General features: G+C 59.5%; 27 protein-coding genes. 20 read left to right on the forward strand and 7 right to left on the reverse strand.

Features of this window, described 5'->3' with window-relative positions:
• Positions 1–59 precede the first annotated feature (59 nt).
• The gene (locus SB725_RS21725) at positions 60–713 is read right to left on the reverse strand and encodes an HD domain-containing protein (protein WP_410922573.1); all 654 of its coding nucleotides are present in this window, start codon (positions 711–713) and stop codon (positions 60–62) included.
• A 146-nt stretch (positions 714–859) separates the two neighbouring features.
• Here SB725_RS21725 and SB725_RS21730 point away from each other — a divergent pair, with 146 nt between their 5' ends.
• The 6 genes from SB725_RS21730 (at position 860) to SB725_RS21755 (ending at position 6,672) form a co-directional block, all read left to right on the forward strand.
• Positions 860–1,342 (forward strand): GNAT family N-acetyltransferase, encoded by a 483-nt coding sequence (locus tag SB725_RS21730; RefSeq protein ID WP_027924067.1) that lies wholly within the window; start codon positions 860–862, stop codon positions 1,340–1,342.
• 157 nt (positions 1,343–1,499) lie between these two features.
• The gene (locus SB725_RS21735; protein ID WP_059182351.1) at positions 1,500–2,492 is read left to right on the forward strand and encodes a 2-dehydro-3-deoxygalactonokinase; all 993 of its coding nucleotides are present in this window, start codon (positions 1,500–1,502) and stop codon (positions 2,490–2,492) included.
• Positions 2,493–2,511: 19 nt separating this feature from the next.
• A complete protein-coding gene (locus SB725_RS21740) occupies positions 2,512–3,132 on the forward strand; it encodes a 2-dehydro-3-deoxy-6-phosphogalactonate aldolase (RefSeq protein WP_027924069.1) in 621 nt (206 codons plus the stop codon).
• Positions 3,133–3,179: 47 nt separating this feature from the next.
• On the forward strand, positions 3,180–4,328 hold the full coding sequence (gene dgoD / locus SB725_RS21745) for a galactonate dehydratase (RefSeq protein WP_007903915.1): 1,149 nt from the start codon (positions 3,180–3,182) through the stop codon (positions 4,326–4,328).
• A gap of 169 nt (positions 4,329–4,497) precedes the next feature.
• Positions 4,498–5,808 carry an MFS transporter gene (locus tag SB725_RS21750; RefSeq protein ID WP_027924070.1) on the forward strand — a complete coding sequence of 437 codons (1,311 nt, stop codon included), beginning with the start codon at positions 4,498–4,500 and terminating at the stop codon, positions 5,806–5,808.
• A gap of 60 nt (positions 5,809–5,868) precedes the next feature.
• On the forward strand, positions 5,869–6,672 hold the full coding sequence (locus tag SB725_RS21755; protein WP_027924071.1) for an IclR family transcriptional regulator: 804 nt from the start codon (positions 5,869–5,871) through the stop codon (positions 6,670–6,672).
• On the opposite strand, the gene SB725_RS21760 is transcribed toward SB725_RS21755, so the two are convergent.
• Positions 6,669–7,721: an NAD(P)-dependent alcohol dehydrogenase gene (locus tag SB725_RS21760; protein WP_410922574.1), complete on the reverse strand. Its 1,053-nt coding sequence runs from the start codon at positions 7,719–7,721 to the stop codon at positions 6,669–6,671. The genes SB725_RS21755 and SB725_RS21760 overlap by 4 nt on opposite strands.
• A 190-nt stretch (positions 7,722–7,911) precedes the next feature.
• Here SB725_RS21760 and SB725_RS21765 point away from each other — a divergent pair, with 190 nt between their 5' ends.
• Complete coding sequence (locus SB725_RS21765) at positions 7,912–8,802, forward strand: AraC family transcriptional regulator (protein WP_027924073.1); 891 nt, start codon at positions 7,912–7,914, stop codon at positions 8,800–8,802.
• A gap of 100 nt (positions 8,803–8,902) precedes the next feature.
• Here the strand turns inward: SB725_RS21765 and SB725_RS21770 are convergent, their stop codons facing one another.
• On the reverse strand, positions 8,903–10,567 hold the full coding sequence (locus SB725_RS21770) for an electron transfer flavoprotein-ubiquinone oxidoreductase (protein ID WP_194940688.1): 1,665 nt from the start codon (positions 10,565–10,567) through the stop codon (positions 8,903–8,905).
• 547 nt (positions 10,568–11,114) lie between these two features.
• Here SB725_RS21770 and SB725_RS21775 point away from each other — a divergent pair.
• From SB725_RS21775 to SB725_RS21820, 10 genes are all read left to right on the forward strand, one after another.
• On the forward strand, positions 11,115–11,864 hold the full coding sequence (locus SB725_RS21775; protein ID WP_007945693.1) for an electron transfer flavoprotein subunit beta/FixA family protein: 750 nt from the start codon (positions 11,115–11,117) through the stop codon (positions 11,862–11,864).
• The gene (locus SB725_RS21780) at positions 11,865–12,794 is read left to right on the forward strand and encodes an electron transfer flavoprotein subunit alpha/FixB family protein (protein WP_027924075.1); all 930 of its coding nucleotides are present in this window, start codon (positions 11,865–11,867) and stop codon (positions 12,792–12,794) included. It begins immediately after the preceding gene.
• 81 nt (positions 12,795–12,875) lie between these two features.
• Entirely contained in the window at positions 12,876–13,709 is an 834-nt protein-coding gene (locus SB725_RS21785) for a substrate-binding periplasmic protein (RefSeq protein ID WP_027924076.1), read from the forward strand.
• 9 nt (positions 13,710–13,718) lie between these two features.
• A complete protein-coding gene (locus SB725_RS21790; RefSeq protein ID WP_027924077.1) occupies positions 13,719–14,075 on the forward strand; it encodes a DUF4398 domain-containing protein in 357 nt (118 codons plus the stop codon).
• On the forward strand, positions 14,072–14,884 hold the full coding sequence (locus SB725_RS21795; protein WP_059182354.1) for an OmpA family protein: 813 nt from the start codon (positions 14,072–14,074) through the stop codon (positions 14,882–14,884). Before SB725_RS21790 ends, SB725_RS21795 begins: the two co-directional genes overlap by 4 nt.
• A gap of 248 nt (positions 14,885–15,132) precedes the next feature.
• Complete coding sequence (locus SB725_RS21800; RefSeq protein ID WP_027924079.1) at positions 15,133–16,572, forward strand: PLP-dependent aminotransferase family protein; 1,440 nt, start codon at positions 15,133–15,135, stop codon at positions 16,570–16,572.
• 88 nt (positions 16,573–16,660) lie between these two features.
• Positions 16,661–17,134 carry a hypothetical protein gene (locus tag SB725_RS21805; protein ID WP_027924080.1) on the forward strand — a complete coding sequence of 158 codons (474 nt, stop codon included), beginning with the start codon at positions 16,661–16,663 and terminating at the stop codon, positions 17,132–17,134.
• Between the two features lie 165 nt (positions 17,135–17,299).
• On the forward strand, positions 17,300–17,554 hold the full coding sequence (locus SB725_RS21810) for a YkgJ family cysteine cluster protein (RefSeq protein WP_027924081.1): 255 nt from the start codon (positions 17,300–17,302) through the stop codon (positions 17,552–17,554).
• Between the two features lie 41 nt (positions 17,555–17,595).
• Complete coding sequence (locus tag SB725_RS21815) at positions 17,596–18,201, forward strand: START domain-containing protein (RefSeq protein ID WP_027924082.1); 606 nt, start codon at positions 17,596–17,598, stop codon at positions 18,199–18,201.
• A 284-nt stretch (positions 18,202–18,485) separates the two neighbouring features.
• Positions 18,486–20,579, forward strand: a complete 2,094-nt coding sequence (locus SB725_RS21820; protein ID WP_059182355.1) for an LTA synthase family protein — start codon at positions 18,486–18,488, stop codon at positions 20,577–20,579.
• Positions 20,580–20,649: 70 nt separating this feature from the next.
• Here SB725_RS21820 and SB725_RS21825 read toward each other — a convergent pair whose 3' ends face one another.
• Positions 20,650–20,808, reverse strand: a complete 159-nt coding sequence (locus SB725_RS21825; protein WP_172825980.1) for a DUF3309 family protein — start codon at positions 20,806–20,808, stop codon at positions 20,650–20,652.
• Between the two features lie 283 nt (positions 20,809–21,091).
• Here SB725_RS21825 and SB725_RS21830 point away from each other — a divergent pair, with 283 nt between their 5' ends.
• The 3 genes from SB725_RS21830 (at position 21,092) to csrA (ending at position 22,643) form a co-directional block, all read left to right on the forward strand.
• Complete coding sequence (locus tag SB725_RS21830) at positions 21,092–21,907, forward strand: SDR family oxidoreductase (protein WP_027924084.1); 816 nt, start codon at positions 21,092–21,094, stop codon at positions 21,905–21,907.
• A 64-nt stretch (positions 21,908–21,971) separates the two neighbouring features.
• Positions 21,972–22,304 carry a YnfA family protein gene (locus SB725_RS21835; RefSeq protein ID WP_059182356.1) on the forward strand — a complete coding sequence of 111 codons (333 nt, stop codon included), beginning with the start codon at positions 21,972–21,974 and terminating at the stop codon, positions 22,302–22,304.
• 153 nt (positions 22,305–22,457) lie between these two features.
• Positions 22,458–22,643: a carbon storage regulator CsrA gene (gene csrA / locus SB725_RS21840; RefSeq protein WP_027924086.1), complete on the forward strand. Its 186-nt coding sequence runs from the start codon at positions 22,458–22,460 to the stop codon at positions 22,641–22,643.
• A 5-nt stretch (positions 22,644–22,648) separates the two neighbouring features.
• Here the strand turns inward: csrA and SB725_RS21845 are convergent, their stop codons facing one another.
• The 3 genes from SB725_RS21845 to ngg form a co-directional block, all read right to left on the reverse strand.
• A complete protein-coding gene (locus SB725_RS21845; protein ID WP_007945785.1) occupies positions 22,649–22,876 on the reverse strand; it encodes a YheU family protein in 228 nt (75 codons plus the stop codon).
• 117 nt (positions 22,877–22,993) lie between these two features.
• Complete coding sequence (locus SB725_RS21850; RefSeq protein WP_059182357.1) at positions 22,994–24,184, reverse strand: osmoprotectant NAGGN system M42 family peptidase; 1,191 nt, start codon at positions 24,182–24,184, stop codon at positions 22,994–22,996.
• 141 nt (positions 24,185–24,325) lie between these two features.
• Entirely contained in the window at positions 24,326–26,071 is a 1,746-nt protein-coding gene (ngg, locus tag SB725_RS21855) for an N-acetylglutaminylglutamine synthetase (protein WP_410922575.1), read from the reverse strand.
• Positions 26,072–26,074 lie beyond the last annotated feature (3 nt).

Consider the following 26,074-nt stretch of genomic DNA (forward strand, 5'->3'; position numbering starts at 1 on the left):
CGCCGATGTTAGGTCTGTGGTTACCGATTTCAGGGTTAGTGCTCGCCGGAGTATCGCCTTCAGCAGGCGCCGATCTCTTCCTTGAATTGCTCCATGAAACCCTTCAGGCGCTTATGCCTGATCTGCGCCAGGTCTCGACCGGTTGCGGTCTGGAAGCCGTCCGCCAGGTGCAGCAGCTTGGTCTGGAAATGGTCGAGGCAAAAGCGTTTATCGTCGTAGTCGCGATGCTGTGCGTCCGGGTCCAGCGGGTCGTACAACGCGCTGCCCATGCGCCCGGCAACGTAGAACGTGCGCGCGACACCGAGCAGGCCGAGGGAATCAAGGCGGTCAGCGTCCTGCATGATTTGCGCTTCGAGCGATGCCGCGGGAATGTTGGCGGAGAAGCTGTGAGCTTCGATGGCGTGGGCCACTGCGCTGATGTTGGCGCGTGACCAATTCAGGTCGGCCAATACGACAGATGCTTTTTCGGCGGCCAGTCGTGATGCTCGCGAACGCAGCGGAGAGTTCTTCTCCACCGCCACACAATCATGCAACAACACCGCTGCCAGCAACACCTCAAGATTGCCGCCTTCCTGCGCGTGAATTGTGCGCGCGTTGTGCCAGACCCTCTGCAAATGCGACAGGTCATGGGCGCCGTCCTCTGAAGGCTCCAGCGCATGGGGCAGCAAGTCAGCGGCGAGGGTTTGCAGCGGCGCGAAAGCATCAGTGTTCATAAACATCCTGTTAAGTGAAAAAGTTTTCAGCCACAACACAACCCTGTGCAGCAGCTGGGCCATGATTCAGGATCAATTTCCCATGTGACGGACGCAGCGTGGCAACTTAGTATGGCGTTTTCAACCTTTGACGAAGGCACGTCCCCATGACGATCGAGATCCGCCCGGCGACCCCCAGCGATGCACCGCAAATCCTCGGGTTCATCACTGAACTGGCCGACTACGAACGTGCCCGCCACGAAGTCATCGCCAGCGTCGCCGACATCGAGCGCAGCCTGTTCAGCGAAGGCGCCACCGCCCACGGCCTGATCTGCCTGCGCGACGGCCTGCCGATCGGCTTCGCCGTATTCTTCTTCAGCTACTCCACCTGGCTCGGCAGCAACTGCCTGTACCTCGAAGACCTTTACATCACCCCTGAACAACGCGGCGGCGGGGCGGGTAAAACCTTGCTGCGCCACCTGGCGAAAATCGCCTGCGCCAATGATTGCGGACGGTTTGAGTGGAGCGTGCTGGACTGGAACAAACCGGCGATCGAGTTTTATAAATCGCTGGGCGCGCAGCCGCAGGAAGAGTGGGTTCGGTACCGGATGGATGGGAAGGTGTTGCGCGAGTTTGCCGAGGGTAATTGATCGTCAGCCTTGTCGTTTAAAAGATCGCAGCCATGAGCTGCGATTTTTTTTTGCGCCGATCCCAATATATGGGAGTGATATTTATATATTGAGATTATCCTGCTTCCGGGTTTATAGTCCGGCTCACTCACTGCCAATAAACAAAACAGGTGAAGCGATGCTGGCGCAATTGATCGCGCTCGATTGGGGGACAACCTCATTACGTGCTTACAAACTCGCCGCAGGTGGCCAGGTGCTCGAACAGCGTTCGCTGTCGTCGGGGATCATGCAGCTGCCGCGCACGCCGCGAATCATTAACGGTCAGGAATGCGCCGACGGTTTCGAACTGGCCTTCGATGAGGCGTGCGGTGACTGGCTCGATGCACAGCCGGATTTGCCGGTGATTGCCTGCGGCATGGTCGGCAGCGCCCAGGGTTGGCGTGAAGCGGCTTACCGCGATACACCGGCGAACGTCGCCAATCTCGGCACTTCCCTGCAAACGGTTCGCAGTCTTCGCGGTGTCGATGTGCACATCGTGCCGGGTGTGATTCAGCGGTCGCGTTTGCCAAATGTCATGCGCGGCGAAGAAACCCAGGTCCTTGGTGTTCTGCAAACCCTGTCGAGCGAGGCGGGCAGCGACCTGTTGATCGGCCTGCCGGGCAGTCATTCGAAATGGGTGGAAGTGGCCGACGGCTGCATCGTGCATTTCGATACCTTCATGACCGGCGAAATCTTCGCCGTGCTCAGCGAACACAGCATTTTGGGGCGCACCCAGCAGCAGGGCGCGTCCTTCGATGGCCAGGCTTTTGATCGTGGTGTGCAAGTGGCGTTGTCGCCAGACGGCGAAATCGGTCCGCTGTCGACGGTGTTCAGTGCCCGCAGCCTGGGGCTGACCGGTGATCTGAGCGCCACGGCCCAGGCGGATTATCTGTCGGGCTTGTTGATCGGTCATGAACTGTCGGCGCTGGCGACGGCCCAGCGGCGTCGGCGCAATAGCGTGCACCTGCCTTCGATCATCCTCATCGGTAATGCCCACCTCTGTGCCCGCTACAGCCGGGCCCTCGACGCCTGCGGGTTTGCCCGGGTGACGCTGGCCGAACAAGCCACTGAACGCGGGTTGTGGCAGTTGGCGCTTGCCGCCGGACTGATCACTTCCAACCCATCCCGTTAAACCTGACTGGAGGTCTGACATGCTCAAACACGCCTTGGCGCAAAACGGCCTGATCGCGATCCTGCGTGGCCTGCGCCCGGAAGAAGCGGCGGCCATCGGCGAAGTCCTGTACGCCGCCGGATTTCGCGTCATCGAAGTGCCGCTCAATTCCCCTGAACCGTACGAAAGTATCCGCATCCTGCGCAGCACCTTGCCCGCCGATTGCCTGATCGGCGCCGGCACGGTGCTGACACCGGAGCAGGTCGAGCAGGTGAAAGCCGCTGGCGGCCAAGTGATCGTCATGCCGCACAGCGACCCGAAAGTGCTGCGCGCAGCGAAAGCGGCGGGGTTGTTCCTGTCGCCGGGTGTGGCGACACCGACCGAAGCGTTTGCCGCATTGGCCGAAGGTGCCGACGTGCTGAAGATGTTTCCTGCCGAGCAGATGGGGCCGGCAGTCGTCAAAGCCTGGCTCGCGGTATTGCCCGCCGGGACCATTCTGGCGCCGGTCGGCGGGATCACGCCCGACAACATGCAGGTGTTTATCGACGCGGGCGTCAAAGGTTTCGGTCTCGGTTCCGGCTTGTTCAAACCGGGAATGACACCAGAGGACGTGGCCGTCAATGCCAAGGCCTACGTGGCTGCCTGGAAAGCCCTTCGCTAAGACTTTTTGGCGCGGTGAGCGCTGCCTCTAATAAGAGAGACAAGACAATGAAAATTACCAAACTTACCACCTTCATCGTTCCGCCGCGCTGGTGCTTCCTCAAGGTCGAAACCGACGAGGGCGTGACCGGTTGGGGCGAGCCTGTGGTTGAAGGTCGCGCCCACACCGTGGCGGCGGCCGTTGAAGAATTGTCCGACTATCTGATCGGCAAAGACCCACGCAACATCGAAGACATCTGGACCGTGCTCTATCGCGGCGGCTTCTACCGGGGCGGTGCGATCCACATGAGCGCGCTGGCCGGTATCGATCAGGCGCTGTGGGACATCAAGGGCAAGGCCCTGGGCGTGTCGGTCAGCGATCTGCTCGGTGGTCAGGTGCGCGACAAGATTCGTGTGTATTCGTGGATCGGCGGCGACCGGCCGGCAGACACCGCTCGTGCGGCGAAAGAAGCGGTTTCCCGTGGTTTCACGGCGGTGAAAATGAACGGCACCGAAGAGCTGCAATTCCTCGATTCCTTCGAGAAGGTCGACCTCGCCCTGGCCAACGTCGCTGCCGTGCGTGACGCGGTCGGGCCGAACGTCGGCATCGGCGTCGACTTCCATGGCCGGGTGCACAAGCCAATGGCCAAGGTGCTGATGAAGGAGCTCGATCCGTACAAACTGATGTTCATCGAAGAGCCGGTGCTCAGCGAAAACTACGAGGCGCTGAAAGAACTGGCGCCGCTGACCAGCACCCCGATTGCCCTCGGTGAGCGCCTGTTCTCGCGCTGGGATTTCAAACGTGTGCTGAGTGAAGGTTACGTCGACATCATCCAGCCGGATGCGTCGCATGCCGGCGGCATCACCGAGACCCGCAAGATCGCCAACATGGCCGAAGCCTATGACGTGGCGCTGGCGCTGCATTGCCCGCTGGGGCCGATTGCGCTGGCGGCGTGCCTGCAACTGGACGCGGTTTGCTACAACGCGTTCATCCAGGAGCAGAGTCTGGGTATTCATTACAACGAGAGCAATGACCTGCTCGATTACGTGAAAGATCCGCGGGTGTTCGATTACGACAAAGGCTTCGTGAAGATTCCGAATGGCCCGGGGCTGGGGATCGAGATCAACGAGGAATACGTGATCGAACGCGCGGCGGTCGGCCATCGCTGGCGCAACCCGATCTGGCGCCATGCCGATGGTAGTTTTGCTGAGTGGTGAGTGCTTTCTGACTCACCACTATCCCCTGTAGGAGTGAGCCTGCTCGCGATGGTGTGTCAGTGACATCAATGCTGAATGACACACCTCTGTCGCGAGCAGGCTCACTCCTGCAAGAGGCCTGCGCCAGTCTTTCGAACGACCTCAATAAACATAAGAAGAGGCACTCCTCATGCAACCGCAAACCCTCGCCGGGCAAGCGTCGTTGGTGACGCCCAGTCGCAAGCGATTTTTCATCATGGTCCTGCTGTTCATCACCGTGGTGATCAACTACCTGGACCGCAGCAACCTCTCCATCGCCGCCCCGGCGCTGACCAGCGAACTGGGCATCGATCCGATCCACGTCGGGCTGATCTTTTCGGCTTTCGGCTGGACCTACGCCGCCATGCAGATCCCCGGTGGCTGGCTGGTGGACCGTGTGCCGCCGCGCATCCTCTACAGCGTCGCCTTGCTGCTGTGGTCGATTGCCACCGTGATGCTCGGTTTCGCCGCCAGCTTCATCGCGCTGTTCGTCCTGCGCATGGCGGTCGGGGCCCTGGAAGCGCCGGCGTACCCGATCAACAGCCGCGTGGTCACCACCTGGTTCCCCGAGCGCGAGCGCGCCACGGCCATCGGTTTCTACACCTCCGGGCAGTTTGTCGGCCTGGCCTTCCTGACGCCGGTTCTCGCTTGGCTTCAGCACGAATTCGGCTGGCACATGGTGTTCGTCAGCACCGGTGCGGTGGGCATTCTGTGGGCGGTGATCTGGTACGCGGTGTACCGCGAGCCCCGTGATTTCAAAGGCGCCAACGACGCCGAAATCGACCTGATCCGCGAGGGCGGCGGGTTGGTGGATATCCAGGCCGAGCAAGCCAAAGTCAAAGCGAAATTCAGCTGGACCGACCTAGGGGTTGTCCTGACCAAACGCAAACTGTGGGGCATCTACCTCGGCCAGTTCTGCCTCAACTCGACGTTGTGGTTTTTCCTGACGTGGTTCCCGACCTACCTGGTGAAGTATCGCGGCATGGACTTCATCAAGTCCGGTCTGCTGGCGTCGTTGCCGTTTCTCGCGGCCTTCGTCGGCGTGTTGTGCTCAGGGTTCTTCTCCGACTTCCTGATTCGTCGCGGTTACACGGTGGGTTTCGCTCGCAAGCTGCCGATCATTGGCGGCCTGCTGATTTCCACCTCGATCATCGGCGCCAACTTCGTCGAGTCGACGCCGCTGGTGATTGCGTTCCTGGCACTGGCGTTCTTCGGCAACGGGCTGGCGTCGATCACCTGGTCACTGGTGTCAACGCTGGCACCGGCGCGTTTGCTGGGACTGACCGGCGGGGTGTTCAACTTCATCGGCAACCTGTCGGCGATTACCACGCCGATTGTCATCGGTTTCCTGGCGACCGGGGATTCGTTTGCCCCGGCGATTACCTACATCTCGGTGCTGGCATTGATTGGCGCGCTTTCCTACATCTTGCTGGTGGGCAAAGTCGAGCGTATCAAGTTGTAGTGGCAGGCATCGGGCGACCATAATGCCGCCCGTTCACTCGCTCAACGGTAAAGGCTGGATATGCAGGAAGACGCCCCAAAAATCGCCAAGGACGCCGCCCCGACCGGCACCCAGACACTGCTTCGTGGCCTGGGTGTGGTTCAGGCCGTGGCCAGCGGCGCCCGCGATCTCAAGGAAATCGCCCGGCTGATCGGCACGACGCGCAGCACCACCCATCGTCTGGCCAGTTGCCTGGTGGACGAGCGTTACCTGCGTGTGGTGCCGCAAGTCGGTTATCTGTTGGGGCCGAAGCTGATCGAACTGGGTTTCCAGGCGCGCGAAGAGTTGCCGTTGGTGACCTTGGCCGGGCCGTATCTGGATGAGTTGTCGGCGTTGACCGGTGACACCATTCACCTGGCGATCCGCGAAGGTGACGAGGTGCTGTACCTGCACAAGAATCCGGGGCGCAATGGCCCGGAAATGCGTTCGCGGGTCGGCCATCGCATGCCGTTGGCCCGCACCGGGATCGGCAAGGCCTTGATGCTTGATGACTCGCAGGAAGAATGGCAACGGCTGTACGAAGTCAGCTTGCCAGCGGGTGGGAAAAATCTGTTTTGGCCGCAGCACCCGGAGCAATCCTGGGAGCAGTTTCAGCAGCGCATGGTCGAGTATGTGGCGGGTGGCTACGCCTTCGATCTGGAAGACAACGAGCCGTCGATCCGCTGTGTGGCGGCGCCGATCCGTGATGCCAGCAAGCGCATCGTCGCCGGCATCAGCATCGCCAGCACCGTGCCTTATATGCCGCTGGAAAAAATGGCCGAGCTGATCCCCCTGATAAAAGGGGTCACAGCCCGGCTCTCGGCAGAACTCGGCGCGAAGGTTTAGACCTTCAAGGTCGCCATGTCGATCACGAAGCGGTACTTCACATCACCGGCGATCATGCGGGCGTAAGCCTCGTTGATCTGGCGGATGTCGAGCATTTCGATGTCGCAGGTGATGTTGTGTTCGGCGCAGAAATCCAGCACTTCCTGGGTTTCTGCGATGCCGCCGATCAGCGAACCGGCGAGCACACGACGGCCCAACACCAGTTTGGCGGCATGGACCGGCGGATCGATCGGTTCGATCAGACCCACCAGAATGTGCACGCCATCGAAACGCAGGGTGTCGAGGTACGGGTTGAGATCGTGCTGCACCGGAATGGTGTCGAGCAGGAAGTCGAAGTAGCCGGCAGCGGCATTCATCTGGTCGGCATCGGTGGACACGATCACGTGGTCCGCACCCTGGCGACGACCTTCTTCGGCCTTGCTCGCCGAGCGGGTGAACAGCGTCACTTCGGCGCCCATCGCCTTGGCGAACTTGATGCCCATGTGGCCGAGGCCGCCCATGCCGAGGATCCCGACCTTGTCGCCGGCCTTGACCCCGTAATGCTTGAGCGGCGAATAGGTGGTGATGCCGGCACACAGGATCGGTGCAGCGCTGGCCAGCGCGAGTTTTTCCGGGATGCGCACGACAAAGTGCTCGCTGACCACGATGCTGTCCGAGTAGCCGCCCATGGTGTTGCTGCCATCGACCCGGTCCGGGGTGGCGTAGGTCATGGTCGGACCTTCGAGGCAATATTGCTCAAGGTTGGACTGGCAGGCTTCGCAGCTGCGGCAGGAATCGACCATGCAACCGACACCAACCAGATCGCCGATTTTATGCTTGGTAACGTTCGCACCGATGGCGGTGACTTTGCCGACGATTTCGTGGCCGGGCATCAGCGGGTACACGGCAATGCCCCACTCGTTGCGGGCCTGGTGGATGTCGGAGTGGCAGACGCCGCAGTAGAGAATTTCGATCGCCACGTCGTCGGCCCGAGGGCTGCGGCGTTCGAATTTCACGGGGGCGAGGGGAGTGGTGGCCGACTGGGCGGCGTATCCGATGGCGGTGTACATGAGGAACCTCGCTAAAGCAGTGACAAGTGAGGCGGTGCATTCTGGGCGCCGCACCTGGCATCGACCATGGCGATTCCTCCGGGTGTCATGCCTATTCCTCCGGCATCCACGCTGGATTGATCAAATGCGCGGTCAGACCTGCGAAGATGCTTTCATCCCTTTTTCCGCGACATTTTTGTGAAGAGCTCCCATGTTGTTGACCCGACATCTCGATGCCAATGCCACGCTGGTTTCGCTGATCCAGCCGCTGACCACTCGCGACGGCTTCGCGCCCACCGCGTTGCCGGGCGTGCAGGTATTGCGCGCCAGTTGCGATGTGGCCCGTGGTCCGCAGATCTATGAGCCGAGTCTGGTCATCATCGTCCAGGGCAGCAAATTGGCATACCTGGGCCCGCGCACGCTGGAGTACGGCGCCGGCCATTATCTGATTCAGGCCTTGCCGGTGCCGTTCGAGTGCGAAACCTTTGCCGCGCCGGAGGGGCCGATGCTGGGGATTTCCATCGCGATCGACCGCACGTTGCTCGGCGAATTGGTGTTGGCCATGGGGCTGGTGGCGGGGCGCAGTATTGCGGCACAGACGCTGGAGTCGATGACCTCGACGGTACTCGACGACGCGATGCGCGGGTGTGTCGAACGGTTGCTGCGTTGCCTGCACGATCCGCTGGAATGCCAGGTGATGGGGCAGGCGCGTTTGCGTGAGTTGCTGTTCGTCGCGTTGCGCGGGCCGCAAGCCGATGTGTTGCGTGCACTGGTGGAGCAACAAGGGCAATTCGCCCGGGTCGCGGCTTCGCTCAGTCATCTGCATGCACATTACACCGAGCCGCTGAATGTCGAGACGCTGGCCAGTTGCGCGAACATGAGTGCGTCGACGTTTCACGAGCATTTCAAACGCAGCACGTTGTTGTCGCCGGTGCAGTATCTGAAGCGCTTGCGTTTGCTCAAGGCGCAGCAATTGTTGCTGTCTGAAGGCTTGGGCGTGGCGCAGGTGGCGCATCGGGTGGGGTATCAGAGTACGTCGCAGTTCAGTCGGGAGTACAAGCGCTACTTTGAGCGTAATCCGGGGGATGAGCGCGCTGCCTGAGTTGGCAGGCTCACTCCTACAGGGGGATTTGTGGTGTCGGTGAAATCGCGGGCAACAAAAAGGCCCCCATTTCGGGAGCCTTGATGTTCAGAGGTTCGGCTTACATGTTCGGGTAAGTCGGGCCGCCAGCACCTTCCGGTGTCACCCAGGTGATGTTCTGTGCAGGGTCCTTGATGTCGCAGGTCTTGCAGTGAACGCAGTTCTGGGCGTTGATCTGGAAGCGCTTCTCGCCGTCTTCCTTGGTGATCACTTCGTATACGCCGGCCGGGCAGTAACGCTGGGCAGGTTCATCGTACAGCGGCAGGTTTTTGCTGATCGGGATGCTTGGGTCGGTCAGCTTCAAGTGGCAAGGCTGTTCTTCTTCGTGGTTGGTACCGGAGATGAACACCGAGCTGAGTTTGTCGAAGCTGATTTTGCCGTCCGGTTTCGGGTAGTCGATCTTCTTGCAGTCGGCCGCCAGCTTGAGGCAAGCGTAATCCGGCTTGGTGTCGTGCAAGGTGAACGGCAGTTTGCCGCCGAAGATGTTCTGGTCCAGCCAGTTGAAACCGCCGCCGACGATGGCGCCAAACTTGTGGATCGCCGGGCCGAAGTTGCGGCTGGCGAACAGCTCGTCGTAGAGCCAGCTCTTTTTGAAGGCGTCGACGTAAGTGGTCAACTCTTCGGTGCTGTCTTTTTCAGCGAACAGCGCCTCGGCCACGGATTCAGCGGCGAGCATGCCGGACTTCATCGCGGTGTGGCTGCCTTTGATCTTGGCGAAGTTCAGGGTGCCGAGGTCGCAACCGATCAGCGCGCCGCCCTTGAAGACCATTTTCGGCAGCGAGTTCAGGCCACCTTTACAGATGGCACGCGCGCCGTAGCTGACGCGCTTGCCGCCTTCCAGGTACTGCTTGAGCACCGGGTGATGCTTGAGGCGCTGGAACTCGTCGAACGGCGACAGGTACGTGTTGCTGTAGGACAGATCGACGATCAGGCCGACGACCACCTGGTTGTTTTCCAGGTGGTAGAGGAACGAACCACCGGTGTTCTCGGTGCCCATGATGTCCAGCGGCCAGCCGGCGGTGTGAACCACCAGGCCTGGCTGGTGCTTGGCCGGGTCGATTTCCCAGATTTCCTTCAGGCCGATGCCGTAGTGCTGGGCGTCGGCTTCACTGTCGAGGTTGAAACGCTGGATCAGTTGCTTGCCGATGTGGCCACGGCAGCCCTCGGCGAACAGCGTGTATTTGCCACGCAGTTCCATGCCCGGGGTGTACAGGCCTTCTTTCGGATGGCCTTCGCGGTCAACGCCCAGGTCACCGGTGATGATCCCGCGAACCACGCCATTCTCGTCGATCAGCGCTTCCTGGGCAGCGAAGCCCGGGTAGATTTCCACGCCCAGGTTCTCGGCCTGCTGAGCCAGCCAGCGGCACAGGTTGCCCAGGGAGATGATGTAGTTGCCTTCGTTGTGCATGGTCTTGGGCACAAAGAGGTCAGGAATCTTTTGCGCGCTTTCAGCATTCTTGAGAACGAAGATGTCATCGCGGGTGACCGGCGTGTTCAGCGGGGCGCCGAGTGCTTTCCAGTCCGGGAACAGTTCGTTCAGGGCGCGTGGTTCGAACACGGCACCGGACAGAATGTGAGCACCGACTTCGGAGCCTTTTTCGACCACGCAGACGCTGATTTCCTTACCGGCTTCAGCAGCCTTCTGCTTCAAGCGGCAGGCAGCGGAAAGACCAGCGGGGCCGGCACCGACGATGACGACGTCGAATTCCATGTATTCGCGTTCCACAGGTTATCTCCTACTCAAGGCTCAACAGTTTTTTTCTAATTGGAGGTTTGGTGTCGCATCCATGAATCCCTGCACTGATGCTGGGAGGGGACAATCGATTAGTCACCTTTCTCTCTGGGTGGCGCATTATATCTACACCACTCCTAGCGTCCAATACAAACGTTTGTTTGAATTGGCTCAAAGCCAGAGAAATCAAAGTCACGCGGCTTACGAACGGCCATTTTGCCGTATTGACCGGAATAGGCGTTCCGGTCAAGATACGGTCGGTTTTGCGCTCGCCGTAGGCTGACTGTTGGTTTCAAGAGCACCTCTAAAGACAGGGCGATGGCAGTGGCAAGTGATGCGCAGCTCAGGTTTGGCTCGCAGTTTACACGTCGCGATATTGAATGACTCGTTGGTCACCACTGACGAACGGTCATGCACTTCATGAGCGATGGTCACTTGACACGTTTGCCGGCGTTTTTAGAGGTGCCCTTGCGCCCGATGAGCATCAACCGCCAGGTTCGCCTAGGCGACTTTCTTTTCACCGGAGAGTAACGAGGAATCCATGAAGGTTCTTGTAGCTGTCAAACGCGTTGTGGATTACAACGTCAAGGTCCGCGTCAAGGCGGACAATTCCGGCGTCGATCTTGCCAACGTCAAGATGTCGATGAACCCGTTCTGCGAGATCGCCGTGGAAGAAGCCGTACGCCTGAAAGAGAAAGGCGTTGCGACTGAAATCGTCGTCGTCTCCGTCGGCCCGTCCACCGCTCAAGAGCAACTGCGCACCGCGCTGGCTCTGGGTGCCGACCGCGCCATCCTCGTCGAATCCGCCGAAGACCTGACTTCTCTGGCCGTTGCCAAACTGCTGAAGGCCGTTGTCGACAAGGAACAGCCGCAGCTGGTAATCCTTGGCAAACAAGCCATCGACAGCGACAACAACCAGACTGGCCAGATGCTCGCTGCATTGAGCGGCTACGGTCAGGGCACGTTCGCGTCGAAAGTCGAAATCAGCGGCGACAGCGTTGCCGTGACTCGCGAAGTCGACGGCGGCGCGCAGACAGTTTCCCTGAAACTGCCGGCCATCGTCACCACCGACCTGCGTTTGAACGAGCCGCGCTACGCGTCCCTGCCAAACATCATGAAAGCCAAGAAGAAGCCTCTCGAAGTGCTGACTCCGGACGCTTTGGGCGTTTCCACCGCCTCCACCAACAAGACCGTGAAAGTCGAAGCGCCTGCTGCACGCAGCGCGGGTATCAAGGTCAAGTCGGTGGCTGAACTGGTCGAGAAACTGAAAAACGAAGCGAAGGTAATCTAAATGACTATCTTGGTTATTGCTGAACACGACAACAAAGTAGTGGCCCCGGCCACACTGAACACCGTGGCTGCCGCTGCCAAAATCGGTGGTGACATCCACGTTCTGGTTGCAGGCCAGGGCGTTGGCGCCGTGGCTGAAGCCGCTGCGAAAATCGCTGGCGTGAGCAAAGTATTGGTAGCTGACAACGCTGCCTATGCTCACCAACTGCCGGAAAACGTAGCGCCTCTGGTTGCAGAGTTGGGCAAGGGCTACAGCCACATCCTGGCTGCCGCGACTTCCAACGGCAAAAACATCCTGCCGCGCGTTGCCGCTGCGCTGGACGTTGACCAGATCTCCGAGATCATCTCGGTCGAAAGCGCTGACACCTTCAAGCGCCCGATCTACGCCGGTAACGCCATCGCGACCGTTCAGTCCAACGCTTCGGTGAAAGTCATCACCGTGCGTGCCACCGGTTTCGACCCGGTTGCTGCTGAAGGCGGTTCGGCTGCGGTTGAGTCCGTTGCTGCTGCTCACGATGCTGCGATCTCCAGCTTCGTTGGCGAAGAGCTGGCCAAGTCCGATCGTCCGGAACTGACCGCTGCCAAAATCGTCGTTTCCGGCGGTCGTGGCATGCAGAACGGCGACAACTTCAAACATCTGTACGCCCTGGCTGACAAGCTGGGCGCTGCTGTCGGTGCTTCCCGCGCCGCGGTCGACGCAGGTTTCGTACCCAACGACATGCAGGTCGGTCAGACCGGCAAGATCGTTGCTCCACAGCTGTACATCGCGGTCGGTATCTCCGGCGCGATCCAGCACCTGGCCGGCATGAAAGACTCCAAAGTGATCGTTGCGATCAACAAGGACGAAGAAGCGCCGATCTTCCAGGTGGCCGATTATGGCCTGGTGGCAGACCTGTTCGAAGCAATCCCCGAGTTCGAGAAGCTGGTCTAATCCAGCGGCCTGACTTATAAAGAGCCCGACCTTTTGGTCGGGCTTTTTTTTTGTTCCGGAGTTGAGTGGGAGAGTGTTGCCATGGATCTGCGTCGCGTGTGTGGCTGGTCGTTATTGCTGGGCCTGACGATGTTGCCGACCTTGTCCAATGCGGCGGGCAAGTGCGATCGACTGATTGTGACCGGCAGCCCGGACGCACCACCGTATTTGTGGCAAGACCCGCAAAACCCTAAAAAGCTGATCGGTGCCAGTGCTGACCTGTTGCAGCAAGTGGCGGGGGAGTTGGGCATCAAGGTCGAGTTGCTGTATGCCGGCAAACGCGCCCAGGCGCTGGACGAAGTACGCAGCGGGCGCATGGACATGTTGGCCGATGCAACGTTGACCGTGAGCGAACTGGAAACCCTGGATTACATTCATCCGCCGTTGCTGGAAAACGATTACCTCGTCTGGACTCGCAAAGACTCGGCATTGATCTACAACCAGGCCCAGGACCTCCACGGCCATCCCGGCGCATTGTCGGAAAAGTCTCGAATGACCCCGGATTTCGGCACTTTTGCCGATCAGCAATTGACCCTCACCCGTACGCCCAACCTGACCCAGGCCTTTCAGAAATTACTCTTGGGCGAGGTGGAATTTGTACTCGCCGGACGCTACTCCGGCATGGCGGCCGCGCAGGCGCTGAGCATGGCCAATGACCTGGTCCCCCGTGCCGAGCCAATCGACAAACCCGGTCTGTACCTCGCGGTTTCCCATAACTCCGCCTGCAACGATCCGTGGTTGCGCGGACAGCTGGCCAAAAAGATGACAGAATTGCCCGCCTCAGGACTGACGGACACCGCGTTGCAACGCAATATCGAGCGTTGGAAAGCGCAGCAACAGCAGCAGCAACAACCTGTCAGTACCCCAAAACAGTAGGGATTTTTAGTGAGTATTCGACCTCTTTTCGCTGCCCTGGCCGTTCTGGCTCTGGCGGGTTGTGCAGCCGATCCGGCGCCGAATGAACAGATTCGCCTGACCGAACAGGCACTCGTCCAGGCAAAAGCCGTGGGCGCCACCGCCGACGACATGCCGGAAATGAAACTGGCCGAAGAAAAATTCGCCCGTGCCCAAAGCAATATGACCGAGCAGTCCTACAAACATGCGCGCATGCGGGCCGAGCAGGCCGAACTGGACGCGCGCCTGGCCGAAGCCAAGGTGTTGACCCTCAAGAGCGAGGAGCAATTGAACGTGCTCAATACCCGTATCACCCGTCTGCGCAAGCAACTGGGAGATGCCCAATGAGCCTGAAGTCGAAAGCGCTCGCCAGCTTGATCCTCGTCGGCTGCACCAGCCTGTATGGCTGCGCTGGCCAGCACAGTGACGCCGCTTTGCAAGAAGCGGGCGCCGACTTCCAGAAGGTCAAGGAAGACTCCAATGTGCTGCGCATCGCGCCCAAGGACGTGATCCGCGCCGGTGAGTCGCTGGCCCGCGCCGATCGTCTGTCCAGCTATTGGGGCAGCGGTTCGGACGTGGTGCATTACGCCTACCTGAGCCAGCGCTACAGCGAAATTGCCCGGGAGCACACCAATCTGGTGCTCAACGAAGAGCGCGCGGCGAAGCTCGAACTGGAGCGTCAGCGTCTGCAACTGGCATTGCGCGAATCCAAATTGCTCAGCGTTCAGCAACAGGGCAAGTGGCTCGAAGAGCAGATTGTCGCGCTGGCGACCACCCAGACGGATCGTGGCCTGGTGATGACCTTGGGCGATGTGCTGTTCGATACCGGTGAGGCCGAGCTGAAAAATTCGGCCAACCGTGTGGTGCTGAAGATTGTTCAGTTCCTGCAGCTCAATCCGAAACGCGTGGTGCGGATCGAAGGCTATACCGACAGCACCGGCGGCAAGCAGGACAACCTCAAGCTGTCCCGTGACCGTGCGCAATCGGTGGCTGACGTCCTGATGGATTTGGGCATCGACGACAAACGCATTCAAGTTGAAGGCTATGGCGATGAATACCCGGTGGACGTAAACGCTTCCGAGCGTGGCCGTGCGCAGAACCGTCGGGTGGAAATTGTGTTCTCCGACGAAAAAGGCCAGCTCGGCGCCGCCCGCTAAGCATCTTTGGAAAGGTAGGTTCGCGAAAGCGAATTACCCCCGAAATCTTGTAGCAAACCCGGCCTGCCAGACAGAGCCGGGTTTTTTTTCGTCTACTTTTTGCAGGGTTGATCGCAAAAAGCAGTACAGATTTTGCTGACACTGCACTGTACGGTCGACTATTGTGGCAACTGTCCCAGTACACTTCTAAACTGTTCCGGTATTGTTTCACACAAGAATAAAATGCCCGTGAAATCGAGTGCTGCGTCATGACCAATCTCTTGCTCTACCAACGTATTGCTCAACAACTGGCCGAAGACATCCGCCGTGGTGTCTATCAACCGGGGGAGCGCGTGCCTTCGGTGCGCAAGATGAGCTCGCAGCTCAACGTCAGCCATGCGACGGTGTTGCAGGCGTATGCCAATCTTGAAGATCAAGGGCTGATCCGCGCCCGGCCGCAGTCGGGCTACTACGTTCACCAGACGCCGGCCCTGACTGCGCCGACGCCGGACATCGCCCGGGTCGAGCGTCCTGGCCTGGTCACGCGCAGCAGCATCATTCAACAAGTGTTGGTCGAATCCCGCCGCGAGGGTGTTTTTCCGTTGGGTGCCGCAGTGCCCAGTGTCGATTACCTGCCGGTGCGGGCGCTGCATCAGCAATTGGCCAAAGTCACTCGTTTCCATAGCCCGCGAGCCTTCAGCTACATGTTCAGCCCCGGTTTTGAACCGTTGCGCCGACAAGTGGCGATCCGTATGCGCGATGCCGGCGTGGTAGTCGATCCTTCCGAAGTGGTCATCACCCACGGCTGCGTCGACGCGTTGCAGATGTCACTGCGGGTATTGACCCGGCCGGGCGACCTGATCGCCGCCGAATCGCCGACGTATTACGGTCTGCTGCAACTGGCCGACTTGCTCGGCCTCAAAGTGATCGAAATCCCGAGTGATCCTGCCACCGGTATGAGCCTGGAAGCACTGCAACTGGCGGCCAACCAATGGTCGATCAAGGCGCTGGTGCTGACCACGCGACTGAGCAATCCCTTGGGTGGGACCATGCCCGAGGAGCGGCAGAAACAATTGCTGCGCCTGGCGTCTGATTTCGACATCCAGATTGTCGAAGACGATATTTACGGCGAACTGATGTTCGAGCAGGGGCGTACCAAATCACTCAAGGCCTATGATCGGCTGGATCGGGTCATCTATTGTTCAAGCTTCTCCAAAACCCTGTCGCCGGGCGTGCGGATCGGCTGGATGATTGCCGGCAAATACCAGCAGGAAATCCAGCGCCTGCAGACGTTCAGTACCCATTCGGCGTGCAGTGTTACGCAAATGGGCATTGCGGCGTATCTGGAAAACGGCGGCTACGACCGACATTTGCGCTACATCCGCCAGGAATACCGCAAGAACCTCAGCGCCTTCCAGCTCGCCGTTCAGCAATACTTCCCTGAAGGCACGCAGATGACCCGGCCGACCGGCGGCTTCATCTTGTGGGTCAGTTTGCCGGGGCGGGTCAACACCCAGGAATTGCACGTACGGGCGTTGCAGCAGGGCATCAGTATTGCGCCGGGGCTTATCTTCAGTAACACCGAGCAGTTCAATCACTGCATCCGGCTGAACTGCGGCATACCCTGGAACCGTGAAGCCGAACGGGCCTTGATGACGTTGGGGATGCTGGCGACGCAACTTTGCCAGGAGACGGCCGGCGGCTTCTGAGCAGTCGGGGGGAGGTTCTCGGCGGAGCTTGTCATGTGGCGCGCAACAGGCGAGCATATGGCCCTCTGCCGTTACTGCTGTTGGGTTCATGAAACCGATTTTTCCTGCCGTCTGCCTGTTTCTTTGCCTGTTGATGACCGTTCACGCTGAAGGCGTCATGGCAGCGGCTGCCCAGGAAAAACCTGCCGCCAGCGCAACCGCAAAAAAACCGCTGCCTGCGAAAAAGGCCACGACGGTGAAAAAGCCAACGGCGGTGGTGAAAAAGCGTCCACCCATTGCCGCCAAGTCGAAGGCGCCCAGTGAAGTGGTGAAAACCCAACTGCCTCCCGTCAAACTTGACTTGAGACTGCCACCGCAGATGGCCCAGGAACTGAAACCGATCGGCACCGTGCCGCTGCCCAGTCACGATGCGCTGCTGCCACAAATGTTTGGTGAAAAGTCCGGCAGTAGCCCGTTTCAGCTCAACGGTCGGCTGCTCAGTAACGAAATGCAATTGCAGCTGCGCAATGAAGAGCGTCGGGACGTCGAAGGCGCAGCCTTGGATTTCGAGTTCAAGCAGTAAATCGTTCCCATCCGTGAGCCGCTGGCCAGACGCTTTGTCGGAGACTGGTCAGTCACACGGATTTGAATGAAAAAACCCCGGTCCGGGTAATTTTAAACAACTGTTTTAGCGGTTACTCTGTGCCCTGTCCTTTTACACATCACACCTCGTGAGGAGCTCGTCGTCATGAAATGCCGTGAAGGCTGTGGCGCCTGTTGCATTGCCCCTTCCATCAGTTCACCGATTCCCGGTATGCCCCATGGCAAAGCCGCTGGCGAACGTTGCGTGCAACTTTCGGTCGATAACTTGTGCAGCATCTTCGGCAAACCCGAACGCCCCGCAGTCTGTTCGGCTTTTGAAGCCGATATCGAAGTCTGCGGCAGTAGCAGTGACGAGGCGATCAAATTGCTGGGATGGTGGGAGCAAATGACGGCGGCGTGATGTGTTCAACCAACGGAACTTCAACAATAAGGAATAAAACCATGGGTTCACTGCATCGTATCGCTGTGTTGTGTGGATTGACTGCGGTTCTGGCTGCTACGGCTGCCCAGGCCGAAGACTGGAAGGTCGCCAAGAACGAAGACGGCATCAAGATCTCTCTGGCCGAAGTACCGGGTTCGGACTACAAGGCCTATCAGGGCGTCACTTTGATGAAGACCACCGTCGCCAAACTGCGCGCTCTGCAAGAAGACGCGTCCGGTGCCTGTGCCTGGATTCACGACTGCAAAATGCAGAAGTCGCTCAAGCACGAAGGCGACCAGAGCTGGACCTATACCCAATTCAATACCCCGTGGCCCGTCACGGCACGTGATTCGGTGCTGCACATCACCACCGTTGAAGGCGCCGATGGAAGCATGACCCGCAAGCTCGAAGGTGTACCGAAATACATTCCGGAAGAAAAAGGTTTCGTGCGCGTCGCCAAAGTCGACGGGTTCTGGAAGTTCGTGCCCAAGGGTGACCAGGTCGAAGTGACCTATCAGGTGCACACCGAGCCAGGCGGCAGCGTGCCATCGATGATTGCCAACAAGTTCGTGGTCGATGCACCATTCAATACCCTGAAAGCCCTGAAAGAACGCGCCGAGAAGTAATTACAGCGTCGTTCAGCAAAACGCCCCGACTGGTTCGGGGCGTTTGCGTTTTCAGCCGTGCGCGGCTTTATTGTGTTTCCGGATATGCGTTGCACAAAATTTTCACAAAGCCTCCAAGACAATCCGCCCGCATCTGTCAGCCAAACAGTAATCAATGGCAATGAGGCGGGTGATGGTGCAACATTTGCGCATCGCGCAAGCCCCGGGGCCAAGCAATGGTCAATAGAGGGCAGGGCGCCGCTGTATTTTTTGAAACTTCAACTTCCAATGGGTCCTTAAACGACATGGCAAACCCGGACGCCCTGAATCAGCAGCGAGCTTCTAGTCGCCTGCTGCAACCGACCGTCAAATCGCATCTGGCCTACACGCTGCTATGTGCCTTGATCATGATGGTCATGTTCAGCCTGCTGCGTGTTGCGCTGCTGGTCTACAACCGCTCGATGATCCTCGACACCCCGGCTTCGACTTTCCTTGAAGCGTTCGCCAACGGCCTGCGTTTCGACCTGCGCCTGGTGGTTTACCTCAGCGTTCCGCTGTTGCTGGCGCTGTTCAGCGCGCGGGCCATGGCTGCTCGCGGGTTCTTCCGGTTCTGGCTGACCATTGCGTCGAGCATCGCGCTGTTCCTCGGGCTGATGGAGATGGACTTCTACCGCGAGTTCCACCAGCGCCTCAATGGCCTGGTCTTCCAGTACGTGAAGGAAGACCCGAAAACCGTGATGAGCATGCTCTGGTACGGTTTCCCGGTGGTTCGCTATCTGCTGGCGTGGGCCTTTGGCACATTGATCCTGACCCTGGCGTTCAAGGGCGCCGACCGTGCGACCCGGCCTCGTGGCCCGTTCAGTGGCGGCAGCATCGGCACGCGTCAGATCGCCCCCTGGTATGCGCGAGGCGTCGTGTTCGTGGTCTGTCTGCTGGTCTGCGTGGTCGCCGCTCGGGGCACCCTGCGCCAGGGACCGCCGCTGCGTTGGGGTGACGTCTACACCACCGACTCGAACTTCGCCAACCAGTTGGGCCTCAACGGCACGCTGTCGCTGATCGCGGCGGCCAAGAGCCGGATCTCCGAAGATCGCGACAACATCTGGAAAGCCACACTGCCGCAGCCTCTGGCTCAGCAGACCGTGCGTGACATGTTGGTGATGAAAGACGAAAAACTGGTGGATGCTGAAACAGCCGCCGTGCGTCGTGACTACACACCACCGGCCGACAAGACCCTGCCGATCAAGAACGTGGTCGTGATCCTGATGGAAAGCATGGCCGGTCACTCGGTCGGCGCGTTGGGCGGCCCGGGCAACATCACGCCGTACCTCGACAAACTGTCGAAGGAAGGCCTGCTGTTCGACCGCTTCTTCTCCAACGGCACCCATACCCACCAGGGCATGTTCGCCACCATGGCGTGCTTCCCGAACCTGCCGGGTTTCGAATACCTGATGCAGACCCCGGAAGGCAGCCACAAACTGTCCGGCCTGCCACAGTTGCTCAGCGCCCGAAAATACGACGACGTGTACGTCTACAACGGTGATTTCGCCTGGGATAACCAGTCGGGCTTCTTCAGCAACCAGGGCATGACCAACTTCATCGGTCGTAACGACTTCGTCAACCCGGTGTTCTCCGATCCGACCTGGGGCGTGTCCGACCAGGACATGTTCGACCGTGGCCTGGTAGAGCTCAAGGCCCGGGAAAACGGCAAGCCGTTCTATGCCCTGCTGCAGACGCTGTCCAACCACACGCCGTACGCCTTGCCGACGCCATTGCCGGTCGAGCGCGTGACCGATCGCGGCAGCCTCAACGAACACCTGACCGCCATGCGTTACTCCGACTGGGCGTTGGGTCAGTTCTTCGAGAAAGCGCGTAAAGAGCCGTACTTCAAGGAGACCCTGTTTGTGATCGTGGGTGACCACGGTTTCGGTAACGAGCAGCAAATCACCGAAATGGACCTGGGCCGTTTCAACGTGCCGATGCTGATGATTGCACCGGGTATCCAGGAAAAGTTCGGCCAGCGTGACCACACCGTGGGCACTCAGATCGACATCGTGCCGACCATCATGGGGCGTATCGGTGGCGAAGTGCGCCATCAGTGCTGGGGGCGCGACCTGCTCAACCTGCCGGAAGGCGACACCGGTTTTGGTGTGATCAAGCCGTCAGGCAGCGAACAGACCACGGCCATTCTCACGGCTGACCAGATTCTGGTGTTGCCGAAAGAGAAGGAAATGGAGCCAAAGATGTACCGCTATGAACTGGGCGCGAAGCCGCATGCCGAGATCGTGCCGAACGATCCACGCACTGCCGAGTTGAAGCTCAAGCTTGAGTCGTTCCTGCAAACCGCGACCAAGAGCCTGCTCGACAACACCGCGGGTGTTGTGGACGGCAAGCCGGACTAAGTTTTCGGCGCAATAAAAAGAGGCCCTTTTTCAAGGGCCTCTTTTTTTGTCCGTTAATTCGTTATATCCGTTAGATCCTGCCAAGCAAGAGCAGAATCAACAGCACTACCAGGACGACGCCGATGATACCCGACGGGCCATAACCCCAACTTCTGGAGTGTGGGAAAACCGGCAGACCACCGATCAGCAAGAGGATCAGAATAACGATCAGAATTGTGCCCATGTCTATTATTTCCTTGTTGGAAGTGTTCTGGATTGACCTGTCTTTTAACGGTCAGCTGGAAGGTTATTAATTCAAGCTGCTTACAACGTCCGACTGGTGCGTGAGTCGGAAAATTCCATGTTTTTTTAATGTTTTTCGAAGGCCTGTTTATTTCGTTTTTTCCAGGATTAGTTGAACCACACGCGCCCACGGTTTGTTCGGGCCATTCAGCAATCTGATGGAGCGTGGGTCGGGCAAGGACCTTCGCTACACTCAGCGCATCTTTCCCGGAACCACAAGGCTGTTTGCTATGCAAAATCGCATGATGATCACTGGCGCGGGCTCGGGCCTGGGTCGCGAAATCGCGCTGCGCTGGGCGCGTGAAGGCTGGCAACTGGCCTTGTCGGATGTCAGCGAACCCGGCCTGCAAGAAACCTTGAAGCTGGTTCGCGACGCCGGTGGCGATGGCTTTATCCAGCGTTGCGATGTACGCGATTACAGCCAGCTGACCGCATTCGCCCAGGCCTGCGAAGAGAAGCTCGGCGGCATCGATGTCATCGTTAACAACGCCGGTGTCGCGTCCGGCGGCTTCTTCAGTGAACTGTCGCTGGAAGACTGGGACTGGCAGATCGCGATAAACCTGATGGGGGTGGTCAAGGGCTGCAAGGCGTTCCTGCCGCTGCTGGAGAAAAGTAAAGGCAAGATCATCAACATCGCGTCGATGGCTGCCCTGATGCAAGGCCCGGCGATGAGTAACTACAACGTGGCCAAGGCCGGCGTGGTGGCGTTGTCCGAGAGCCTGTTGATCGAACTGGCGCAACAGGAAGTGGGCGTGCATGTGGTTTGCCCGTCGTTCTTCCAGACCAACCTGCTCGACTCTTTCCGTGGCCCGACTCCGGCGATGAAAGCCCAGGTCGGCAAACTGCTGGAAAGTTCGCCGATTACCGCCACCGACATTGCCGACTACATATACAACCAGGTGGCTGCTGGCGAGTTCATGATCCTGCCGCACGAGCAGGGCCGCATGGCCTGGGCGATCAAGCAGAAAAACCCGCAACTGCTCTACAACGAAATGACCCTCATGGCCGACAAAATGCGCGCCAAGGCCAAACAAAGCGCAGGCTGATCTTGCCCGTAGGCAACCGCGTCGTTAGGGTGGCCGCCATCGGTCACTCTAACGAGACACCTGCATGCTCAATTACCTGTGGTTTTTCCTCGCGGCGCTCTTCGAAATCGCCGGCTGCTTCGCGTTCTGGATGTGGCTGCGCCAAGGCAAAAGCGTCTTGTGGGTGCTGCCTGCGTTGCTCAGCCTGACCTTGTTCGCGCTGCTACTGACCCGAGTCGAAGCCACCTACGCCGGGCGCGCCTATGCGGCCTACGGTGGGATCTACATCATTGCCTCGATTGGTTGGCTGGCCGTGGTCGAGCGGATTCGACCGCTGGGCTCGGACTGGATCGGCGTAGCGCTGTGCGTGATCGGCGCGAGCGTCATTCTGTTTGGCCCGCGCTTTTCCGCATCCTGAAGGATCGGTCCTGCATTAAAACAATTTGTCGGACGCTTCCGTCAGGAGGGTTCTTCCAGAGCTGTAGGGCTGGACTGATTTGCCGCCATCGCATTGAAGACCCGCTAAACGCCGGGCATCTTCAAGGGCCGGCAATCTTCAAGGACCAATACCATGCTTGTACTCAGTCGCGTTGTGGGCGAGATGATTTCCATCGGTGATGACATTTCAGTGCGTATCCTCAACGTCAGCGGCAACAGTGTGCGTTTTGGCGTCGAGGCGCCGCAGAACGTCAATGTGCATCGCGCCGAGGTCTATGAGCGCATCCAGGTCAAACTGGCCAAGACCAAGGGGCGCTGAGCCGTTCAGTCGAACAGGTGCTTGGGTACATCGTGCTTGAGCATCAACTGGCACTGCTCGCTTTCCGGATCGAACACGATCAGTGCCTGACCTTTGGTCAATGCCTGGCGAACCCGCAATACACGGGTCTCCAGCGGTGTGTCATCGCCGTTGTCCGTACCGTCACGGGTCACGAAATCCTCGATCAGGCGGGTGAGGGTGTCGACTTCAAGTTGGTCGTAGGGAATCAGCATAGGCACCTCGGCTAAAACAATGTCGGGATGCTACGGCGAATGATCGGTCGCGGCTAGCCTCGGGCTGATGTGTTGCCAGGCCTGTCCCCTCGCGAGCAGGCAATACAAATGTCGGGATCAGCTATCGGAGCGCTGCCCGACAAGGCTGTCCACCGAAGGAACCCGCGTATCACTTTCCATCTGCGTCTCATGTTCGATCTGATGACTGAACCGGTCCAGCGACCCCTTCGCTGGTTGCGCGTCACTGGCAAACACCGGCGGGCTCAGGATGTAGGCGCCGAGCAAGCGACTCAACGCCGCCAGGCTGTCGATGTGCGTACGCTCATAACCGTGCGTGGCGTCGCAACCAAAGGCGAGCAGGGCGGTGCGGATGTCGTGTCCAGCCGTCACCGCCGAATGCGCATCGCTGAAGTAATAACGGAACAGGTCGCGGCGCACGGGTAATTCGTTGTCACTGGCCAGGCGCAGTAAATGCCGCGACAAGTGATAGTCATAAGGCCCGCCGGAATCCTGCATCGCCACGCTCACCGCGTGTTCGCTGGAATGCTGGCCGGGCGCGACCGGCGCAATGTCGATACCGACGAATTCACTGACATCCCACGGTAGCGCGGCCGCCGCGCCACTGCCGGTTTCTTCGGTGATGGTGAACAGCGGATGGCAGTCGATCATCAACTCCTCGCCACTGTCGACGATGGCTTTCAGCGCCGCGAGCAACGCCGCAACGCCGGCCTTGTCGTCCAGGTGACGGGCGCTGATGTGACCGCTTTCAGTGAACTCCGGCAAGGGGTCGAAGGCCACGAAGTCACCGACGCTGATCCCCAGCGAGTCGCAGTCGGCGCGGGTGGCGCAATAGGCATCGAGGCGCAGTTCGACGTGATCCCAACTGATCGGCATTTCGTCCACGGCGGTGTTGAAGGCGTGCCCGGAAGCCATCAGCGGCAACACGCTGCCGCGAATCACACCGTTGTCGGTAAACAGGCTGACCCGGCTGCCTTCGGCAAAACGACTGGACCAGCAACCGACCGGTGCCAGAGTCAGGCGTCCGTTGTCTTTCACGGCGCGAACCGCCGCGCCGATGGTGTCCAGGTGCGCGGACACCGCACGGTCGGGGCTGTTTTTCTTGCCTTTGAGGGTGGCGCGGATAGTCCCGCGACGGGTCATTTCGAAGGGGATGCCCAATTCTTCAAGGCGCTCGGCGACATAGCGCACGATGGTGTCGGTGAACCCGGTGGGGCTGGGAATGGCGAGCATTTCCAGCAGGACTTTTTGCAGGTAGTTGAGATCCGGTTCAGGGATTTTAGTGGTCATGGAAACTCCTGATGAGTGAAGAGCTGATCGTTCCCATGCTCTGCGTGGGAATGCAGCGAGGGACGCTCTGCGTCACAAGGGCGGACGCGAAGCGTCCGATGAGGCATCCCCACGCAGAGCGTGGGAACGATCAAGAAGGAGCTAGACCGCCGGCTGACTATGCGGAAACAACAAATCCACAAACCGCTCAGCCGTGGGCTGCGGTTCATGGTTGGCCAGACCGGCGCGCTCATTGGCTTCGATAAACACATACTCCGGCTGATCGGCCGCCGGCACCATCAAGTCGAGCCCGACCATCGGGATATCCAGCGCCCGGGCCGCCCGCACCGCTGCATCGACCAACGTCGGATGCAGAATCGCCGTGACGTCCTCCAGCACCCCGCCCGTATGAAGATTCGCTGTACGCCGTACGAACAAATGCTCACCCGCCGGCAGAATGCTGTTGTAGTCGTAACCCGCGGCGTGCAACGTGCGCTGGGTCTCATGATCGAGCGGTATTTTGCTCTCGCCACTGGTGGCTGCCTGTCGCCGTCGACTCTGGGCTTCGATCAATGCGCCGATGGAATGCTGACCGTCGCCAACCACCTCCGCCGGTCGCCGAATCGCCGCCGCCACCACCTCAAATCCGATCACCAGAATCCGCAGGTCCAGGCCTTCGTGAAAGCTTTCCAGCAGCACTCGACTGTCGAACGTGCGGGCGGCTTCGATGGCTTGCTGCACGTCTTCAATGGTTCGCAGGTCCACGGCAACGCCCTGGCCTTGTTCGCCATTCAGCGGTTTGACCACCACCCGCGCGTGCTCATCGAGAAATGCCAGGTTGTCATCGGCGTTGCCGGCCAGTTGTTGCGAAGGCAGGTTCAAACCTGCGGCCTTGAGCGCTTTGTGGGTCAGGCTCTTGTCCTGGCACAAGGTCATGCTGATGGCGCTGGTCAGATCGCTCAACGATTCGCGGCAACGCACCCGGCGCCCGCCATGGCTGAGGGTGAACAGGCCGGCATCGGCGTCATCGACCTGCACATCAATGCCGCGGCGAAGGGCTTCCTCGACAATGATCCGCGCATACGGATTGAAGTCCGCCTCCGGACCGGGCCCAAGGAACAGCGGCTGATTGATGCCGTTCTTGCGCTTGATCGCAAAGGTCGAGAGGTTGCGAAAACCGAGCTTGGCGTAAAGGCTTTTTGCTTGTCGGTTGTCATGTAGAACCGATAAGTCCAGGTAACTCAGCCCACGGCTCATGAAGTGTTCGATCAAATGCCGCACCAACACCTCACCGACGCCCGGCCGCGAACAATGCGGATCGACCGCCAGGCACCACAAGCTGCTGCCGTTTTCCGGATCGTTGAATGCCTTGTGGTGATTGAGGCCCATGACACTGCCGATGATCGCGCCGCTGTCTTCGTCCTCGGCCAGCCAATACACCGGTCCGCCCAAGTGTCGCGGGGTCAGCAGGTTTGCATCGATCGGCAACATGCCGCGCGCCTGATACAACTGATTGATCGCCTGCCAATCCGCATCGCTTTGTGCCCGGCGAATGCGGAAGCCGCGAAACACACGAGTGGCTTGACGGTAATCGCTGAACCACAAACGCAAGGTGTCGGACGGGTCGAGAAACAGCTGGGCCGGTTCCAATCCAAGGATTTGCTGCGGCGCGGCAACGTATAAAGCAATGTCGCGCTCGCCCGGTTGCTCATTGAGCAACTCCTGGGCGAGGCTGGCCGGATCGGGGAAAGTGTGCCCGATCAGCAACCGGCCCCAGCCGCAATGCACGGCAATCGGTTCCGCACTCAGTTCGCTGCCGTCTTCGGCGAGACGCGCCTGCAAGCGTTCATAAGACGGTGTCTGGCCGCGCAACAAGCGTTGGCTATAAGCCGTGGCGTGGGGTTTCATCGA

Source organism: Pseudomonas sp. SIMBA_041 (assembly GCF_046535095.1).
Taxonomy (GTDB): Bacteria; Pseudomonadota; Gammaproteobacteria; order Pseudomonadales; family Pseudomonadaceae; genus Aquipseudomonas; species Aquipseudomonas mucoides.

Excerpts from the sequence above, each read along its gene's own strand:
- SB725_RS21725 (WP_410922573.1), bottom strand. The coding sequence starts at position 713 with ATGAACACTGATGCTTTCGCGCCGCTGCAAACCCTCGCCGCTGACTTG.
- SB725_RS21730 (WP_027924067.1), top strand. The coding sequence starts at position 860 with ATGACGATCGAGATCCGCCCGGCGACCCCCAGCGATGCACCGCAAATC.
- SB725_RS21735 (WP_059182351.1), top strand. The coding sequence starts at position 1,500 with ATGCTGGCGCAATTGATCGCGCTCGATTGGGGGACAACCTCATTACGT.
- SB725_RS21740 (WP_027924069.1), top strand. The coding sequence starts at position 2,512 with ATGCTCAAACACGCCTTGGCGCAAAACGGCCTGATCGCGATCCTGCGT.
- dgoD (WP_007903915.1), top strand. The coding sequence starts at position 3,180 with ATGAAAATTACCAAACTTACCACCTTCATCGTTCCGCCGCGCTGGTGC.
- SB725_RS21750 (WP_027924070.1), top strand. The coding sequence starts at position 4,498 with ATGCAACCGCAAACCCTCGCCGGGCAAGCGTCGTTGGTGACGCCCAGT.
- SB725_RS21755 (WP_027924071.1), top strand. The coding sequence starts at position 5,869 with ATGCAGGAAGACGCCCCAAAAATCGCCAAGGACGCCGCCCCGACCGGC.
- SB725_RS21760 (WP_410922574.1), bottom strand. The coding sequence starts at position 7,721 with ATGTACACCGCCATCGGATACGCCGCCCAGTCGGCCACCACTCCCCTC.
- SB725_RS21765 (WP_027924073.1), top strand. The coding sequence starts at position 7,912 with ATGTTGTTGACCCGACATCTCGATGCCAATGCCACGCTGGTTTCGCTG.
- SB725_RS21775 (WP_007945693.1), top strand. The coding sequence starts at position 11,115 with ATGAAGGTTCTTGTAGCTGTCAAACGCGTTGTGGATTACAACGTCAAG.
- SB725_RS21780 (WP_027924075.1), top strand. The coding sequence starts at position 11,865 with ATGACTATCTTGGTTATTGCTGAACACGACAACAAAGTAGTGGCCCCG.
- SB725_RS21785 (WP_027924076.1), top strand. The coding sequence starts at position 12,876 with ATGGATCTGCGTCGCGTGTGTGGCTGGTCGTTATTGCTGGGCCTGACG.
- SB725_RS21795 (WP_059182354.1), top strand. The coding sequence starts at position 14,072 with ATGAGCCTGAAGTCGAAAGCGCTCGCCAGCTTGATCCTCGTCGGCTGC.
- SB725_RS21800 (WP_027924079.1), top strand. The coding sequence starts at position 15,133 with ATGACCAATCTCTTGCTCTACCAACGTATTGCTCAACAACTGGCCGAA.
- SB725_RS21805 (WP_027924080.1), top strand. The coding sequence starts at position 16,661 with ATGAAACCGATTTTTCCTGCCGTCTGCCTGTTTCTTTGCCTGTTGATG.
- SB725_RS21810 (WP_027924081.1), top strand. The coding sequence starts at position 17,300 with ATGAAATGCCGTGAAGGCTGTGGCGCCTGTTGCATTGCCCCTTCCATC.
- SB725_RS21815 (WP_027924082.1), top strand. The coding sequence starts at position 17,596 with ATGGGTTCACTGCATCGTATCGCTGTGTTGTGTGGATTGACTGCGGTT.
- SB725_RS21820 (WP_059182355.1), top strand. The coding sequence starts at position 18,486 with ATGGCAAACCCGGACGCCCTGAATCAGCAGCGAGCTTCTAGTCGCCTG.
- SB725_RS21830 (WP_027924084.1), top strand. The coding sequence starts at position 21,092 with ATGCAAAATCGCATGATGATCACTGGCGCGGGCTCGGGCCTGGGTCGC.
- SB725_RS21835 (WP_059182356.1), top strand. The coding sequence starts at position 21,972 with ATGCTCAATTACCTGTGGTTTTTCCTCGCGGCGCTCTTCGAAATCGCC.
- csrA (WP_027924086.1), top strand. The coding sequence starts at position 22,458 with ATGCTTGTACTCAGTCGCGTTGTGGGCGAGATGATTTCCATCGGTGAT.
- SB725_RS21845 (WP_007945785.1), bottom strand. The coding sequence starts at position 22,876 with ATGCTGATTCCCTACGACCAACTTGAAGTCGACACCCTCACCCGCCTG.
- SB725_RS21850 (WP_059182357.1), bottom strand. The coding sequence starts at position 24,184 with ATGACCACTAAAATCCCTGAACCGGATCTCAACTACCTGCAAAAAGTC.
- ngg (WP_410922575.1), bottom strand. The coding sequence starts at position 26,071 with ATGAAACCCCACGCCACGGCTTATAGCCAACGCTTGTTGCGCGGCCAG.